14 protein-coding genes are annotated in these 15628 nt (G+C 59.8%); 11 read left to right on the forward strand and 3 right to left on the reverse strand.

What is annotated here, in order from left to right; translation table 11 throughout:
- Nucleotides 1–80 precede the first annotated feature (80 nt).
- Entirely contained in the window at nt 81–1370 is a 1290-nt protein-coding gene (locus QZH45_RS22585) for a M18 family aminopeptidase (protein ID WP_024779630.1), read from the forward strand.
- Between the two features lie 148 nt (nt 1371–1518).
- A complete protein-coding gene (locus QZH45_RS22590; RefSeq protein ID WP_024779629.1) occupies nt 1519–1701 on the forward strand; it encodes a hypothetical protein in 183 nt (60 codons plus the stop codon).
- On the opposite strand, the gene QZH45_RS22595 is transcribed toward QZH45_RS22590, so the two are convergent.
- Nucleotides 1693–2421 (reverse strand): UTRA domain-containing protein, encoded by a 729-nt coding sequence (locus QZH45_RS22595; RefSeq protein ID WP_053190637.1) that lies wholly within the window; start codon nt 2419–2421, stop codon nt 1693–1695. The two genes, QZH45_RS22590 and QZH45_RS22595, sit on opposite strands and share 9 nt — an antisense overlap.
- A 361-nt stretch (nt 2422–2782) precedes the next feature.
- On the opposite strand from QZH45_RS22595, the gene QZH45_RS22600 reads away from it, so the two are divergent.
- From QZH45_RS22600 to QZH45_RS22625, 6 genes are all read left to right on the forward strand, one after another.
- Nucleotides 2783–3850 carry an ABC transporter substrate-binding protein gene (locus QZH45_RS22600; RefSeq protein ID WP_053190635.1) on the forward strand — a complete coding sequence of 356 codons (1068 nt, stop codon included), beginning with the start codon at nt 2783–2785 and terminating at the stop codon, nt 3848–3850.
- A 206-nt stretch (nt 3851–4056) separates the two neighbouring features.
- Nucleotides 4057–4863 (forward strand): alkaline phosphatase family protein, encoded by an 807-nt coding sequence (locus QZH45_RS22605; protein WP_024779626.1) that lies wholly within the window; start codon nt 4057–4059, stop codon nt 4861–4863.
- Nucleotides 4864–4868: 5 nt separating this feature from the next.
- Entirely contained in the window at nt 4869–5705 is an 837-nt protein-coding gene (locus tag QZH45_RS22610) for an ABC transporter permease (RefSeq protein WP_162164414.1), read from the forward strand.
- Complete coding sequence (locus QZH45_RS22615; RefSeq protein ID WP_024779624.1) at nt 5692–6492, forward strand: ABC transporter permease; 801 nt, start codon at nt 5692–5694, stop codon at nt 6490–6492. Before QZH45_RS22610 ends, QZH45_RS22615 begins: the two co-directional genes overlap by 14 nt.
- On the forward strand, nt 6489–7478 hold the full coding sequence (locus tag QZH45_RS22620) for an ABC transporter ATP-binding protein (RefSeq protein ID WP_024779623.1): 990 nt from the start codon (nt 6489–6491) through the stop codon (nt 7476–7478). The genes QZH45_RS22615 and QZH45_RS22620 overlap by 4 nt, the downstream gene beginning before the upstream one ends.
- A 46-nt stretch (nt 7479–7524) precedes the next feature.
- Nucleotides 7525–8178 (forward strand): HAD family hydrolase, encoded by a 654-nt coding sequence (locus tag QZH45_RS22625; protein ID WP_053190632.1) that lies wholly within the window; start codon nt 7525–7527, stop codon nt 8176–8178.
- 255 nt (nt 8179–8433) lie between these two features.
- Here the strand turns inward: QZH45_RS22625 and QZH45_RS22630 are convergent, their stop codons facing one another.
- Nucleotides 8434–8676 (reverse strand): hypothetical protein, encoded by a 243-nt coding sequence (locus QZH45_RS22630; RefSeq protein WP_053190629.1) that lies wholly within the window; start codon nt 8674–8676, stop codon nt 8434–8436.
- 521 nt (nt 8677–9197) lie between these two features.
- Between QZH45_RS22630 and QZH45_RS22635 the strand changes: the two genes are divergently transcribed.
- Nucleotides 9198–10154, forward strand: a complete 957-nt coding sequence (locus QZH45_RS22635) for an IS110 family transposase (protein ID WP_053190627.1) — start codon at nt 9198–9200, stop codon at nt 10152–10154.
- Nucleotides 10155–10522: 368 nt separating this feature from the next.
- On the opposite strand, the gene QZH45_RS22640 is transcribed toward QZH45_RS22635, so the two are convergent.
- On the reverse strand, nt 10523–11485 hold the full coding sequence (locus QZH45_RS22640; RefSeq protein ID WP_024779619.1) for a zinc-binding dehydrogenase: 963 nt from the start codon (nt 11483–11485) through the stop codon (nt 10523–10525).
- 139 nt (nt 11486–11624) lie between these two features.
- Between QZH45_RS22640 and QZH45_RS22645 the strand changes: the two genes are divergently transcribed.
- Nucleotides 11625–13706 carry a carboxy terminal-processing peptidase gene (locus tag QZH45_RS22645; RefSeq protein WP_167355738.1) on the forward strand — a complete coding sequence of 694 codons (2082 nt, stop codon included), beginning with the start codon at nt 11625–11627 and terminating at the stop codon, nt 13704–13706.
- 119 nt (nt 13707–13825) lie between these two features.
- Complete coding sequence (locus QZH45_RS22650) at nt 13826–15601, forward strand: bifunctional diguanylate cyclase/phosphodiesterase (RefSeq protein ID WP_024779617.1); 1776 nt, start codon at nt 13826–13828, stop codon at nt 15599–15601.
- Nucleotides 15602–15628: the final 27 nt, after the last annotated feature.

The raw sequence follows: 15628 nt of genomic DNA on the forward strand, positions 1-15628 counted from the left end.
CACAACCAACGTAGACTTCAACCCTCTCCCTATCAACAGCCAATACGGTAAACTCCGCCCATTGCTGTCTGGAGCTATTTATGCGCGCAGAGTTGAACCAGGGCCTGATCGACTTCCTCAAGGCCTCCCCTACCCCGTTCCATGCCACCGCCAGCCTTGCCCAACGCCTCGAGGCGGCGGGCTATCAGCGCCTCGACGAACGCGAGACCTGGGCCACCGAAGCCAACGGTCGCTATTACGTCACGCGCAACGACTCTTCGATCATTGCCTTCAAGCTGGGCCGCAACGCGCCGCTGCACGACGGCATCCGCCTGGTCGGAGCCCACACCGACAGCCCTTGCCTGCGGGTCAAGCCTCAGCCTGAGCTGCAACGTCACGGGTTCTGGCAACTGGGGGTGGAAGTGTATGGCGGTGCGCTGCTGGCACCATGGTTCGACCGCGACCTGTCCCTGGCCGGACGCGTCACCTTCCGCCGGGACGGCAAGGTCGAAAGCCAGCTGATCGACTTCAAGGCACCCATTGCCACGATTCCGAACCTGGCCATTCACCTCAATCGCGAAGCCAACCAGGGCTGGGCCATCAACCCGCAGAACGAATTGCCGCCGATCCTTGCCCAGTTCGCTGGCGACGAGCGCGTCGACTTCCGTGCCGTGCTCACTGACCAGTTGGCCCGCGAACACGGCCTGAACGCCGATGTGGTGCTCGATTACGAGTTGAGCTTCTACGACACCCAAAGCGCCGCGATCATCGGCCTGCATGGCGACTTCATTGCCGGCGCCCGCCTTGACAACCTGCTGTCGTGCTACGCCGGCCTGCAAGCCTTGCTCAACGCCGACTCGGAAGAGACCTGCGTGCTGGTGTGCAACGATCACGAGGAAGTGGGCTCCTGCTCGGCCTGCGGCGCCGATGGCCCGATGCTGGAGCAGACCCTGCGTCGCCTGCTGCCGGAAGGGGAAGAGTTCGTACGGACCATCCAGAAATCCCTGCTGGTTTCTGCAGACAACGCCCACGGTGTACACCCCAACTACGCCGACAAACATGACGCCAACCACGGTCCCAAGCTCAACGCCGGGCCGGTCATCAAGGTCAACAGCAACCAGCGCTACGCTACCAACAGCGAAACCGCCGGGTTCTTCCGCCACCTGTGCATGGCCGAAGAAGTGCCGGTGCAGAGCTTCGTGGTACGCAGCGACATGGGGTGCGGCTCGACCATCGGCCCGATCACCGCCAGCCAGTTGGGCGTACGCACCGTGGACATCGGCCTGCCGACCTTCGCCATGCACTCGATCCGTGAACTGTGCGGCAGCCATGACCTCGCGCACCTGGTGAAAGTGCTGAGCGCGTTCTACGCCAGTCGTGAGTTGCCGTAACCACGCCACACCCTGCAGGAGCTGCCGCAGGCTGCGATCTTTTGATTTTGATCTTTTTGTAGAGATTCAAGTGTCTGGGGGAAGATCGCAGCCTCGCTTCGCTCGGCAGCTCCTACACTGACCTTATCCCCCTGACAAGGTCACCACCATGATTCCCTCGTCCATCTTCAACGCCATGCTGGTGCCCATCCTCGCCGGCATGATCCTGTTGGCCATCGGCTTCAATTTTCGTGACAAGAATGTCGGGGTCTTCGCCATGTGGATCGGCATGATACTGATCCTCGCCACCGTCCTGTTCAGGATCATGAGCAAGCTCAACGAATCATTGTGACCCGACGTCCAGTACGTCTACTCCGACATGAATCGCATCGTGTCGCCAGAACTCCAGGTCGCAGTCGATCAACCGTTGATGCTGGTCATAATTGACCCGCGCAATCCGCAACCCGGGGCTGCCGACCGAGACCTTCAGCGCCGCCGCGGCTTCAGGCTGTAGAGACGTGGGTACGATTTCGAATTTCACCCGGCCGTAGTGCAGATCGTAATGACGGGCGTACAACTCGGTCATGGACTGGTTGAGATCGAACCCGAGGATGTCGGGAAAATACTGCGGGTTCAGGTAATGCTCGACATACAGCACCAGACGCTCGTCAATACGCCGCACGCGGCAGATCTGGATCACACTCGACAACGCCGGCAATTGCAACCAGGCGCACACCGCCGCCGAGGCCGGTTGCAGGCGGGCCGAGATCACCTGGGTAGATGGCACCCGTCCCTGGGCCGTGACCATGGCGTGGAAATGGCTGCGCTGCATCAGGTTATAGGCCAGACGTGGCGGCGAGACGAACCAGCCCCGGCGTTCCTCGCGATAGATCTGCCCCTGGGCTTCGAGCTGCAACAAGGCTTCACGCACGGTAATGCGCGTGGTCCCGAACAACTCACTGAGCTTGCGCTCGGCCGGCAACTTGCTGCCGGGAGCCAGCAACCCATGGTCAAGCTGCTCCTGCAGGACCTGCCCGATAGCTGTCACCGCTTTGGTTGTCTCAACGCGCATCAACGTTACCTATCTGGACTAGACCAGCACTGTTTCGGGGCGAAATCGGTGAAGCCACCGAGCCATTTTAATTCCTGCAAGCCTAGGCACTGCACATGACTGGCAGATGACAGAACCGCCGAACGGTCGAACCACAGACGTGCAAATTTGCGGCCAAGTCCTTTCATATCAGCCGTTTAACCATGGTCTACGCTTAGCTATCAGCCACTGCGCACGAGCCGGGTCGGTGTGGATGCTTCCACCGCCGACATCAAAATGTCACAGGGCTCACCTACATTGGCTCAGGTATTGCTGACCTAGACCAACATAACCGCCAACACAACCGCAATCGCAGCGTTGAAAACGCCCATAGGAGCTTCGGATGAAACAGCTTTTCCTGGCATCACTGTTAGGCTCGACCATTGCCATGTGCACTGCCGCCATGGCCGCTGATACCGATCTGAAAACGTTGGAAGCCGCTGCGAAAGCGGAAGGCGCCGTGAACAGCGTCGGCATGCCCGATGACTGGGCGAACTGGAAAGGCACCTGGGAAGACCTGGCCAAGACCTACGGGCTGAAACACGTCGACACCGACATGAGCTCGGCCCAGGAAATCGCCAAGTTCGCCGCCGAGAAAGACAACGCCAGCGCCGACATCGGCGACGTCGGCGCGGCCTTCGGCCCGATTGCCGTCAAGCAGGGTGTGGTTCAACCGTACAAGCCAAGCACCTGGGGCCAGGTTCCGGACTGGGCCAAGGACAAGGACGGCAACTGGGCCCTGGCCTACACCGGCACCATCGCGTTCATCGTCAACAAGAAGCTGCTGCATGGTTCCGAAGCTCCCACCAAATGGGCTGATCTCAAAACCGGCAAATACAAGGTATCCATCGGTGACGTGAGCACCGCGGCCCAGGCTGCCAATGGCGTACTGGCGGCGGCACTGGCCAACGGTGGCAACGAGAAGAACCTGCAACCGGCCCTGTTGATGTTCGCCGAGATCGCCAAGCAAGGACGCCTGTCCATGGCCAACCCGACCATCGCCACCATGGAAAAGGGTGAAGTCGAAGTGGGCGTGGTCTGGGACTTCAACGGCCTGAGCTACAAGGCCAAGATGGCCAACCCGGATGATTACGTCGTGCTGATTCCATCCGACGGCTCGGTCATCTCCGGCTACACCACCATCATCAACAAATACGCCAAACACCCGAATGCCGCCAAGCTCACTCGCGAGTACATCTTCAGCGACGCCGGCCAGATCAACCTGGCCAAAGGCAACGCCCGGCCGATCCGCGCCGAGCACCTGACACTGCCGGAAGAGGTCAAGGCCAAGCTGCTGCCGAACGAGCAGTACAAAGGCGTGACCCCGATCAAGGACGCGGACGCCTGGGAGAAGACCTCCAAGGCACTGCCACAGAAGTGGCAGGAAGAAGTGATCATCAATATGCAGTAAGGCGGTAGCTCCCGCTCGGATATCCGCTGGAGATATCTTGTGGGAGCAAGCTTTTCTGTGGGAGCCGAGCTTGCTCGCGATGAAGGCGACGCGGTGCAACTTCAAGGCCGTGTCATCGTTCATCGCGAGCAAGCTCGGCTCCCACATTGACCGCGTTGCCACTTGCATCTTTTTTTTTCAGTCTGCCTCTGCGGAGCCTTTTTCCCATGAAGCACAACGTCATCCTGGTAGTGCTCGACGGCCTCAATTACGAAGTCGCCCGGCATGCCATGGGACATTTGCAGGCTTACGTCAGCGCAGGACGCGCGGCTCTCTACAAACTGGAATGTGAACTGCCGGCCCTGTCCCGCCCGCTCTATGAATGCATCCTCACCGGCGTCGCGCCCATCGACAGCGGTATCGTGCACAACAACGTCTCGCGCCTGTCGAACCAGCGCAGCGTTTTCCACTACGCCACCGAAGGCGGCTTGAGCACGGCTGCCGCGGCGTACCATTGGGTCAGCGAGCTCTACAACACCTCACCGTTCGTGGCTGGGCGGGATCGTCATACCGACAACCCCGAGCTGCCGATCCAGTACGGACATTTCTACTGGAATGACCACTATCCCGATTCCCATCTGTTCGCCGACGCCGAACATTTGCGTCAGCGCTACGCGCCGAACTTTTTGCTGGTGCATCCGATGAATATCGACGATGCCGGCCACAAGCATGGCCTCGACACCCCGCAATACCGCAACAGTGCCCGTTCGGCGGACATCAACCTGGCGGTCTACCTGCAAGCCTGGCTCGATGGCGGTTATCAGGTGCTGGTGACTTCCGATCACGGCATGAGCAACGATCGCTCTCACAACGGCCTGTTGGCCGAGGAACGCGAGGTGCCGCTGTTCGTGTTTGGGGACAGCTTCAGCCTCGACCCCGCCGCGAATCCCCGGCAGACCGAACTGTGCGGCACCCTCTGCCAGTTGCTCGGTGTCGCTCACGACAAGCCCTATTGCCAGGAGTTGCTCAAGTGAACGCCATGACGCGCGGCAAATGGCTGGCAGCGTTGTGCCTGGTGCCCTTCGCGATTTTCTTCATCGTGTTCCAGATCGCCCCGCTGCTCTGGGTGCTGGTCAACAGCCTGGAGTCGGAAGAGTTCGGTTGGGGCCTGGCCAACTTCAGCAAGATCTTCAGTTCGAAGTTCTACCTGCAAGCGATCCAGCACAGCCTGGAAATCAGCTTCTGGTCCAGTGTGTTCGGGATCATCATCGCAGTACTCGGCAGCTACTCACTGCGCCGGGTCGATTCGAAGCTGCGCAACTTCGTCAACGCCTTCGCCAACATGACCAGCAACTTCGCCGGCGTGCCCCTGGCGTTCGCGTTCATCATTCTGCTGGGGTTCAACGGCAGCATCACCCTCATGCTCAAGCAAGCGGGGATCATCGAAGACTTCAACCTGTACTCGAAAACCGGGTTGATCATCCTCTACACCTACTTCCAGATTCCCTTGGGCGTGCTGCTGCTCTATCCGGCCTTCGACGCCCTGCGCGAAGACTGGCGCGAGTCCGCCGCGCTGCTGGGCGCCAACGGCTGGCAGTTCTGGCGGCACATCGGTCTGCCGGTGTTGACCCCGGCGCTGTTGGGTACATTCGTGATCCTGCTGGCCAACGCCCTGGGTGCCTACGCTACGGTGTACGCGTTGACCACCGGCAACTTCAACGTGCTGCCGATTCGCATCGCCGCCATGGTCTCCGGCGACATCTCCCTCGACCCGAACATGGCCAGCGCCCTGGCCGTGGTGCTGGTGGCGTTGATGACCCTGGTGACCGTCGTCCATCAGTTGCTGCTCAAGAGGAGCTACCATGTCTCGCGCTGAATCGAGCCCTGCCGGCCTCTATCATCGGGCAGTGGTGTACCTGTTGTTCGCCGTTTTGCTGTTGCCCCTGGCCGGCACGCTGGTCTACTCCATCGCCAGCAGCTGGTCGGCCACCGTGCTGCCCGCTGGCTTTACCTTCAAATGGTATGTGCAACTGTGGAGCGACCCACGTTTTCTCAGCGCCTTCGGCCAGTCGCTGATCGTCTGCGTCGGCGCGCTGGTGCTCTCGGTAGTGCTGATCCTGCCACTGCTGTTCGTGGTGCATTACCACTTCCCGAAGCTCGACGCGCTGATGAACATCCTCATCCTGCTGCCCTTCGCGGTGCCGCCGGTGGTGTCGTCGGTAGGACTGCTGCAACTCTATGGTTCCGGCCCGTTGGCAATGGTGGGGACGCCGTGGATCCTGATCGGCTGCTACTTCACCGTTGCCCTGCCGTTCATGTACCGCGCGATCACCAACAACCTGCAAGCCATCAACCTGCGCGACCTGATGGACGCTGCCCAACTGCTCGGTGCCAGCACTTTCCAGGCGGCCTTGCTGGTGGTGCTGCCCAACCTGCGCAAGGGCCTGATGGTGGCGTTGCTGCTGTCCTTCTCGTTCCTGTTCGGCGAGTTCGTGTTCGCCAACATCCTGGTGGGCACTCGCTATGAAACCCTGCAGGTCTACCTGAACAACATGCGCAACAGCAGCGGCCACTTCACCAGCGCCCTGGTGATTTCCTACTTCTTCTTCGTACTGGTCCTGACCTGGGCGGCGAACATTTTGAACAAGGACAAAAGCCAATGAGCTACGTCAGCGTCCAACACTTGCAAAAAGGCTACGCGGGCACGCCGGTGTTCAGCGACATCAATTGCGAAATCGGCAAGGGCGAATTCGTCACCCTCCTCGGCCCTTCCGGCTGTGGCAAATCCACGCTGTTGCGCTGCATTGCCGGGCTGACGGCGGTGGATGCCGGCAAGATCCTGCTGGACGGCCAGGACATCGTTCCCCTGAGCCCGCAAAAGCGCGGCATCGGCATGGTGTTCCAGAGTTACGCCCTGTTCCCCAATATGACCGTGGAACAGAACGTCGCCTTCGGCCTGCGCATGCAAAAGATCCAGGCCGAAGACAGCCGCCAGCGGGTGCAGGAGATCCTGCGCCTGGTGGAACTGCACGAGTTCGCCACCCGCTACCCCCATCAGCTCTCCGGCGGCCAGTGCCAGCGCGTTGCCCTCGCCCGCTCCCTGGTGACCCGGCCGCGCCTGTTGCTGCTGGACGAGCCGCTGTCAGCCCTGGATGCGCGGATTCGCAAACACCTGCGCGAACAGATCCGACAGATTCAGCGCGAGTTGGGTCTGACCACGATTTTCGTCACCCATGATCAGGAAGAAGCCCTGACCATGTCTGACCGGATTTTCCTGATGAACCAGGGAAAGATCGTACAGAGCGGCGATGCAGAAACCCTTTACACGGCGCCCGTCGACGTTTTTGCCGCCGGCTTCATCGGCAACTACAACCTGCTGGACGCCGACAGCGCCAGCCGATTGCTGCAACGGCCGGTGAACAGTCGCATCGCCATCCGCCCGGAAGCCATCGAGCTGAGTCGCAACGGCGCCGCCGATGCGTTGATCCGCAGCCACAGCCTGCTGGGCAATGTGATCCGATATCGGGTCGAAGCCCGCGGCGTGGAGTTGGTGGTGGATGTGCTCAACCGTTCGGCCGCCGACCTGCATCCCGAAGGCGCCCGCCTGGCGCTTTCCATCGATCCGTCGGCACTGTGTGAGGTAGCCTGATGGCTGAGTTGATTCTGAAGCTGATCTTGAGAAGGAAAGTGTGCTGATGGCCCTGGCAATTTTTGATCTGGACGAAACCCTGATCCACGGCGATTGCGCCACCCTCTGGAGCGAACAGATGGGGCGCCTGGGCTGGGTCGATCCCGAGTCGTTCATGCGTCGCAACAACGAGCTGATGGATGCCTACAGCCATGGCAAGCTGCGCATGGAAGAGTACATGGACTTCAGCCTGGAACCGATGATCGGCCGTACACCGGAAGAAGTCGAACACCTGGTGTCGCCCTGGGTGGAAGACTTCATCGAACCGATCATCTTCAGTGACGCCACCAAGGCCATCGCCGAACACCGCAAGGCCGGCGATCGGATCCTGGTGATCTCGGCCTCGGGCACGCATCTGGTGGGGCCGATTGCCGAGCGTCTGGGCATCGATGAGATCCTGGCGATCGAGCTTGAAGTGGCCCATGGGGCCTACAGCGGCAAAACCGTGGGCACCCTGACCTACCGTGAAGGCAAGATCGCCCGGTTGCTGGACTGGCTGGACGCCGAGGAAGAAAACCTGGAGGGGGCGAGCTTCTACTCTGATTCACGCAATGATCTGCCGCTGTTGCAACGGGTGGACTACCCCCATGTGGTGAACCCGGATCCGGTGTTGAAGGCCCATGCCGAATTGGCGGGGTGGCCTGTTCACAGTTGGAAGTGAATACAGCTCTCACAGTTTATCGAGGTGTTCACGAAAGCAGCGTCCGAGCACCCATCCCTTGTGGGAGCGAGCCTGCTCGCGATGGCGGTGGGTCAGTCAACCCGGATGCCAACGGGGCCGACGCTATCGCGAGCAAGCCCGGCTCCCACAGGTAAGCGTGCCATGACCATCTGGTGCGGATCGATGTCAGCTTCGGATCGAGCTAGAAGCCGCAATACACCTGCATCGGGCGGCGTGACCAGACATCCCTCATAGCTACTCGAACACGGAAAAGGCCTTGGCCAGTTCCAGCAGGGCATTTTCGTCCTGCACGTCCATATCGCCATCAGCATCGGTGTCAGTTTTGACGTTGACGGTATCGTAGGCGCCATTCGCTTTTGAAGCGGAGATAAAAGTCGCGAACTGTAGCGCCTCGTCTTTATAGAACTCCACGACAACGTCGGGTGAGCTGTCGTCGTCAATATCTTCTTTGAACAGGCGGATCTCTTGTTTGGCCATCACAACACCTCTTCTGTCAGGGAAACTATCAGAGAGACCTCTATGGCTCTCGAGGCAAATCTAGAGCGGCTGTCTTCACGCCGTCTACTGGCAGACCTGACAGGGTGTATATCCATCTAGTGAGTGAAATCAAACTGCCCTGTACGGGGGCATACAGAACAATGGCTTGTTCATGGCAATACTCTGACGTCGCGAATCTCGCCGCAGAGGGGCGTGGCCTACAACCATTGAAGAGGTATTAGCCGGCGGACAGCAGGTAACGTCTACTGTCAGGAATGACAGTTCGGACCAATACTCGGACATTGAAACCTTGTGGGAGCCAAGCTTGCTCGCGATTGCGGTGGGTCAGCTTGCACGATGTTGTCTGTGGTGCCGCCATCGCGAGCAGGCTCGCTCCCACAGGTTTTCGCGGGTTCATGAAAGCAATGTTCGGGCACCCATACTAATGAGATGGCTACCCCCGCCGCCCCCTGTGAACGCCCGCTAAGCTTTCACAGGGGGATCTATCGGAGACCGCCGTCATGAACAAAGTAGCTATTGTCGCCATCGACCTTGGAAAGCTCACCTTTCACGTACATGAGCAAGATGATCACGGGCATCCGCTTCTGCGCAAAAAATTTAAGCGAGTGGAACTCCTCCAGCACCTAGCAAATCTCGAGCCGTGCATCGTCGTGATGGAAGCTTGTGGCGGGGCCCATTTCATGGCGCAAGAAGTCGCCAAGTTAGGCCATTCGCCCAAACTGATAGCACCTCATCTCGTACGTCCCTATGTGAAAAGCAACAAAAACGATTTTGCCGATGCCGAGGCGATCTGCGAAGCAGGCAGTCGTCCAACGATGCGTTTTGTCCCCGTTAAAAACCAGACTCAGCAGGCGCTGGCAATGCTCAACTCGGTCCGCGACTCGCTCATCAAGGATCGCACGGCGACCGTCAATCGGATTCATGCCGCGTTTCTGGAAGTCGGCATCAGCCTGACCCCGGGCTATAAGTCGCTCAAGGACATACCGGCCCTGTTGGAAGCAAGTTCCTTTCACGGACTCATCCGCAAACTTGTGGCGGACTTGTACGAGCATTACCTCTACCTCAATCTGCGTATCAAGGTGTTGGACAAGGAGGTCGATTGCCAGGCCGCCGAAGTGGGCGACGGTAAGCAATTCAAATGTGGTCGAGACTACTCAGCCTCGATTGGGCTGGTCCCCAAACAACACTCAACGGGCGGGCGGACGGTACTTTTGGGCATCAGCAAACGAGGCGATCGAAATCAGAGACGCCTGTTCGTCCAGTGTGCCCAGACGTATGTGAACAGGCTGGATCGACAGGAAGGGAAGCTGGCTGATTGGGCTCGCAAGCTCCTGGCCAGCCACCGTCACCGCAATCTTGTGGTCTGCGCACTGGCCAACAAGTTCGCGAGGATCGCCTGGTCGATTGCGGCAAACCACACGGTATTCGATGCAGGGCCAAGCGCGATGAACGCTTGACCCTGCTGCTACCCGAGCACCACCCACCTGGTTTTGCGATGCTGAATAACAGATGACATGAACGGCTAACCGGCCTGACGAAAACCCTGGGCTCCCACACGGCTGCAAGGCCGTCACACTAATCAGGATCGTCGGGCATCGAATTCTCATCGAGGCGCAGGGACACAACTCCCCACTCAGACGCCGGATAGATGAAAGCAAGCCAAACACGCATCAAAGACAGTATTGCAGAAAAGGGGGTAACCATAGATGTGGGAGCGAGCCTGCTCGCGATGGCGGTGGGTCAGTCAACTACGCTGCAAACTGATCCGACGCAATCGCGAGCAAGCTCGGCTCCCACAGGCCCCACTGTCGCCCCACGGGCCCACTCAGTTCAGGCTTTCATCAATCACCAGCACCAACTTCCCTGATACCTGGTTAGTCGCCAACTCGGCGAACGCCGCCTCGGCTTCCTGGATCGGGAATGTCGCGGCCAACTGTGGGCTCAGGCGCTTCTCGGTGAACAACGGCCAGACATGTTCACCCAGCTCCCGCAGCAGATCGGCCTTGAATTGATCATCGCGACTGCGCAGGGTCGAACCCAGCAACTGGATACGCTTGGCGAGGATCTTCGCCAGGTCCAGGTGGCTTTCCCGTCCGCCCATCAGCCCGATCAACACCCAACGCCCGTCAACTGACAAAAGTTTCACGTTGAGTCTGGCGTAGCTGGCGCCCACCGGATCGAGGATCACGTCGAAGGGCGCGAAGTCGTTCAAGCGCTCGATGTCGTCAGCCCGCACCACGCCACCCTGGGCTCCCAATGCCTCGCAATAGGCCAGCCGATCAGCAGAACCGACACTGACCCAGCATGGGTTGCCAAACGCCTTGCACAGTTGGATTGCAGCGGAACCGACGCCACTGGCTCCGGCGTGCAGCAGCACTTTTTCCCCCGGCTTGAGGCCTGCCAACTGGAACAGATTCAGCCACGCAGTGCTGTAGACCTCAGGCAGCGCGGCGGCTTCAGCCAAGGACAGGCCCTCGGGCACCGGCAGCACATGCCGGGCATCGACCACCACCTCCTCGGCCATGCCACCGCCGGCGAGCAAGGCACACACGCGGTCGCCCACCTGCCAGGCCGAGCCCGGCCCAACCTCGCTGATGATCCCGGAACACTCCAAGCCCAGCACGTGACTGGCCCCGGGAGGCGGCGGATAAAGTCCGGCTTTTTGCAACAAATCGGCCCGATTCAGGCCGGCAGCCGCCACACGAATGCGAACTTGCCCTACGTCGCATGTCGGACTTGGCTCATCAGCCCATACCACTTGGCCTTCAACGCCTTGCAATGCTTTCACGGTGCCTCCATAGTGAGTCTCGACTGGGCCCGCTGCTGTAACGCCGGGCTTTCTTGCATTATGCGCCCGGGCCACATGGAACCGGCGACTTCAAAGACGGCCTAATATGCGTTATCAATTGTCCCTGCGTCGAATCAGCATGAAGCATCTGTTCCCCAGCACCGCCCTCGCGCTTGTCATTGGCCTCGGTCTGTTGCCCCTGTCGAGCAATACGTTCGCAGCCAACAGCTGGGACAAGCTTCAACCTGATCGCGACGAGGTGATTGCCAGCCTTAACGTCGTTGAGTTGCTCAAGCGTCATCATTACAGCAAACCACCGCTCGATGACGCGCGCTCGATCATCATCTATGACAGCTACCTGAAGCTGCTTGATCCGTCGCGCAGCTATTTCATGGCCAGCGACATCGCTGAATTCGACAAGTGGAAAACCCAGTTCGACGATTTCCTCAAGAGCGGCGATCTGAACGCAGGGTTCGTCATCTACAAGCGTTACCTGGATCGCGTGAAAGCGCGTCTGGATTACGCCATTGCCGAGCTGAACAAAGGCGTCGACAAGATCGATTTCAGTACCAAGGAAACCCTGCCGGTCGACCGCAAGGACGCCCCTTGGCTCAAAAACACAGCCGAACTCGATGACCTGTGGCGCAAACGCGTCAAGGACGAAGTGCTGCGCATGAAAATTGCCGGCAAGGACCCCAAGCAGATCCAGGAAACCCTGACCAAGCGCTACAAGAACCAATTGGCTCGCCTGGAGCAGACTCGCGCCGAAGACATCTTCCAGGCGTACATCAACACCTTTGCCATGTCCTACGACCCGCACACCAATTATCTGTCGCCGGATAACGCGGAAAACTTCGACATCAACATGAGCCTGTCCCTGGAAGGCATCGGCGCGGTCCTGCAGAGCGACAACGACCAAGTGAAGATCGTGCGCCTGGTACCGGCTGGCCCTGCCGACAAGACCAAGCAGGTCGGACCGGCGGACAAGATCATCGGTGTCGCCCAGGGCAACAAGGAAATGGTCGACGTGGTCGGCTGGCGCTTGGACGAAGTGGTCAAGCTGATCCGAGGCCCGAAAGGCTCGGTGGTACGCCTGGAAGTCATTCCGGCCAGCAATGCGCCGAACGACCAGACCAGCAAGGTCGTGTCCATCACCCGCGAAGCGGTGAAACTGGAAGAACAGGCGGCGAAGAAATCGATCCTCAACCTGAAGCAGGATGGCAAGGATTACAAGCTCGGCGTCATCGAGATCCCGGCCTTCTACCTGGACTTCAAGGCGTTCCGCGCCGGGGATCCGGACTACAAGAGCACCACCCGCGACGTCAAGAAACTGCTGACCGAGCTGCAGAAGGACAAGGTCGACGGCGTCGTCATCGACTTGCGCAACAACGGCGGCGGCTCGTTGCAGGAAGCCACCGAACTGACCAGCCTGTTCATCGACAAGGGCCCTACCGTGCTGGTGCGTAACGCCGACGGCCGGGTGGATGTACTCGAAGACGAGAATCCGGGCGCGTTCTACAAAGGGCCGATGGCCTTGCTGGTCAACCGCCTGTCGGCGTCGGCCTCGGAAATTTTTGCCGGCGCCATGCAGGACTACCACCGGGCACTGATCATCGGCGGCCAGACCTTCGGCAAGGGCACCGTGCAGACCATCCAGCCGCTGAACCATGGCGAGCTGAAGCTGACCCTGGCCAAGTTCTACCGGGTATCCGGCCAGAGCACCCAGCATCAGGGCGTGCTGCCTGACATCGATTACCCGTCGATCATCGACACCAAGGAAATCGGCGAAAGCGCCCTGCCCGAAGCCATGCCGTGGGACACCATCCGGCCTGCGATCAAACCGGCTGTGGACCCGTTCAAACCGTTCCTGGCCCAGCTCAAGTCCGATCACGACGCCCGTACATCGCAGGATGCCGAGTTCGTGTTCATCCGCGACAAGCTGGCCCTGGCGCAGAAATTGATGCTGGAAAAAACCGTCACCCTCAACGAAGCCGACCGTCGCGCTCAGCATGCCGACATTGAGGCCAAGCAACTGGCGATGGAAAACCTGCGTCGCAAGGCCAAGGGCGAAGAGCCGCTCAAAGAGCTGAAGAAAGAAGACGAAGACCTGATCACCGAGCCGGAAAAGACCAAGCCGGAAGACGATGCGTACCTGAGCGAGACCGGACGCATCCTGCTGGATTACCTGAAACTCAATACGGCGGTCGCCAAGCAAGGATGATGGCCATTTAATGGTGACCCTCGTCGGAGTGTCATCAAACTGACATCAGTCTGTCGTGAAATACAGGACTGGGCGCCCCACCAAGGTGCCCGGTCCTTTTTTTATCGCCAGAGATCGCCATGACCACGACCGAACAGCTGAGTGCCTTGAGTTCAATCCTGACTCAAAGCGGTTTGCACAGTCTGTTCCAACCGATCGTGTGCCTGTCCGAAAGGCGCATCCTGGGTTACGAAGCCTTGACCCGCGGTCCATCCAACAGCCCCCTGCACTCGCCCATTGCCTTGCTCTCCGTGGCCCGCCAGGCCGGACGCCTCAGTGAACTGGAACTGGCCTGCCGACGTAGCGCCTGCCAACGCTTCAACGAGCAGAAACTGCCGGGCAAGCTGTTTCTCAATGTCTCGCCCGAGTCGCTGCTGGAATCGGCGCACCAGACCGGACGCACCTTGCAACTGCTGCAGGACTTCGGCATCCCGCCCAGTCAGGTGGTGATCGAACTGACCGAACAGACTCCGATCGATGATTTCCAGCTCCTGCAGAACGCGCTGCATCATTACCGGGCCATGGGTTTCTCCATCGCCCTGGATGACCTTGGCGCCGGTTATTCGAGCCTGCGGCTGTGGTCCGAATTGCGCCCCGATTATGTGAAGATCGACCGGCACTTCATCGACGGTATTCATCAGGATGCCCTCAAGCGCGAGTTCGTCGGCTCGATTCTGAAGATCGCCAGGACGTCCCGCTCCCAAGTGATTGCCGAGGGCATCGAACTGCCGGAAGAACTGGCGGTGCTGATGGAAATGGGCGTCGATCTGGTTCAGGGGTACCTGCTCGCACGCCCCCAGGAACAGCCATCACGGGATGCCAAGGCGTTGATGCCCAGACAGGACAGCGGTGCAGTGCCGCTGAGCGATGAAGTCAACGACCTCAGCGCCCTGCTCAACGAACAACCGGCCATGTCCCATGACACTCCTACCGCACGGGTACTGGAAGCCTTTCGGCGCCAGGCCAATCTCAACTCCCTGGCCGTGCTGGACAATCAGAACCGCCCCTGCGGCATCGTCCACCGCCATTCACTCTCGGACGCCTTGCTCAAACCCTTCGCCACCGACCTGTTCGCCCGCAAACCCATCAGCCGCCTGATGAGCGATGATTTCCTGGCCGTGGAACTGAGCCAGTCGCTGCAGCAAGTCAGCCGCCTGATCACCAGCCGCGCCCGCCAGCGCATCGAAGAAGACTTCATCATCACCCTCAACGGTCACTACCTGGGGCTGGGCCGGGTGATCGACGTGCTCAAGCTCATCACCGAACTGAAGATCCAACAGGCCCGCTACGCCAACCCGCTGACCCTGCTGCCGGGCAACGTACCGATCCAGCAATGCCTCACCCGCCTGCTGCAACAGCGACAGGAAGCGGTGATCTGCTACGTCGACATCGACAGCTTCAAACCCTTCAACGACATCTATGGCTACGGTCGCGGCGACGAAGTCCTGCTGTGCCTGGCCCAATGCCTGAACGAACGCATCGACCCCAGCCGCGACTTCGTCGGCCACATCGGCGGCGACGACTTCCTGCTGGTCCTCGGCCCGGAAGACTGGCGCAAGCGCCTGAACCAGCTGCTGAGCGACTTCCAGACCCATTGCCGCCGGTTCTATCGTCCTGAGCATCTGGAGGCTGGGTGCTTTACGGCGTTGAACCGGCAGGGGATTCGACAGGAATTTGCGTTGTTGTCGCTATCGATTGGCGTGGTGCATCTGCGCTCGGAGGTTTGCGGGGAGCTGGATGCGAGCCAGTTGGCGGAACTGGCTTCGCAGGCTAAGCATCATGCGAAGGAAGTGCCTGGGGGGAGTTTGTATTTGGTTGAGGCTGAGCCTACCGAGTATGTGGGTGCAGTGGTTTGAGCTGCATCCCTAGCGGATGGGATTTTC

It is taken from the genome of Pseudomonas corrugata, from assembly GCF_050920615.1.
In the GTDB taxonomy this organism is placed as follows: Bacteria; Pseudomonadota; Gammaproteobacteria; order Pseudomonadales; family Pseudomonadaceae; genus Aquipseudomonas; species Aquipseudomonas corrugata.

Excerpts from the sequence above, each read along its gene's own strand:
- QZH45_RS22600 (WP_053190635.1), top strand. The coding sequence starts at position 2,783 with ATGAAACAGCTTTTCCTGGCATCACTGTTAGGCTCGACCATTGCCATG.
- QZH45_RS22610 (WP_162164414.1), top strand. The coding sequence starts at position 4,869 with ATGACGCGCGGCAAATGGCTGGCAGCGTTGTGCCTGGTGCCCTTCGCG.
- QZH45_RS22595 (WP_053190637.1), bottom strand. The coding sequence starts at position 2,421 with ATGCGCGTTGAGACAACCAAAGCGGTGACAGCTATCGGGCAGGTCCTG.
- QZH45_RS22650 (WP_024779617.1), top strand. The coding sequence starts at position 13,826 with ATGACCACGACCGAACAGCTGAGTGCCTTGAGTTCAATCCTGACTCAA.
- QZH45_RS22590 (WP_024779629.1), top strand. The coding sequence starts at position 1,519 with ATGATTCCCTCGTCCATCTTCAACGCCATGCTGGTGCCCATCCTCGCC.
- QZH45_RS22585 (WP_024779630.1), top strand. The coding sequence starts at position 81 with ATGCGCGCAGAGTTGAACCAGGGCCTGATCGACTTCCTCAAGGCCTCC.
- QZH45_RS22620 (WP_024779623.1), top strand. The coding sequence starts at position 6,489 with ATGAGCTACGTCAGCGTCCAACACTTGCAAAAAGGCTACGCGGGCACG.
- QZH45_RS22625 (WP_053190632.1), top strand. The coding sequence starts at position 7,525 with ATGGCCCTGGCAATTTTTGATCTGGACGAAACCCTGATCCACGGCGAT.
- QZH45_RS22615 (WP_024779624.1), top strand. The coding sequence starts at position 5,692 with ATGTCTCGCGCTGAATCGAGCCCTGCCGGCCTCTATCATCGGGCAGTG.
- QZH45_RS22635 (WP_053190627.1), top strand. The coding sequence starts at position 9,198 with ATGAACAAAGTAGCTATTGTCGCCATCGACCTTGGAAAGCTCACCTTT.
- QZH45_RS22630 (WP_053190629.1), bottom strand. The coding sequence starts at position 8,676 with ATGGCCAAACAAGAGATCCGCCTGTTCAAAGAAGATATTGACGACGAC.
- QZH45_RS22645 (WP_167355738.1), top strand. The coding sequence starts at position 11,625 with ATGAAGCATCTGTTCCCCAGCACCGCCCTCGCGCTTGTCATTGGCCTC.
- QZH45_RS22605 (WP_024779626.1), top strand. The coding sequence starts at position 4,057 with ATGAAGCACAACGTCATCCTGGTAGTGCTCGACGGCCTCAATTACGAA.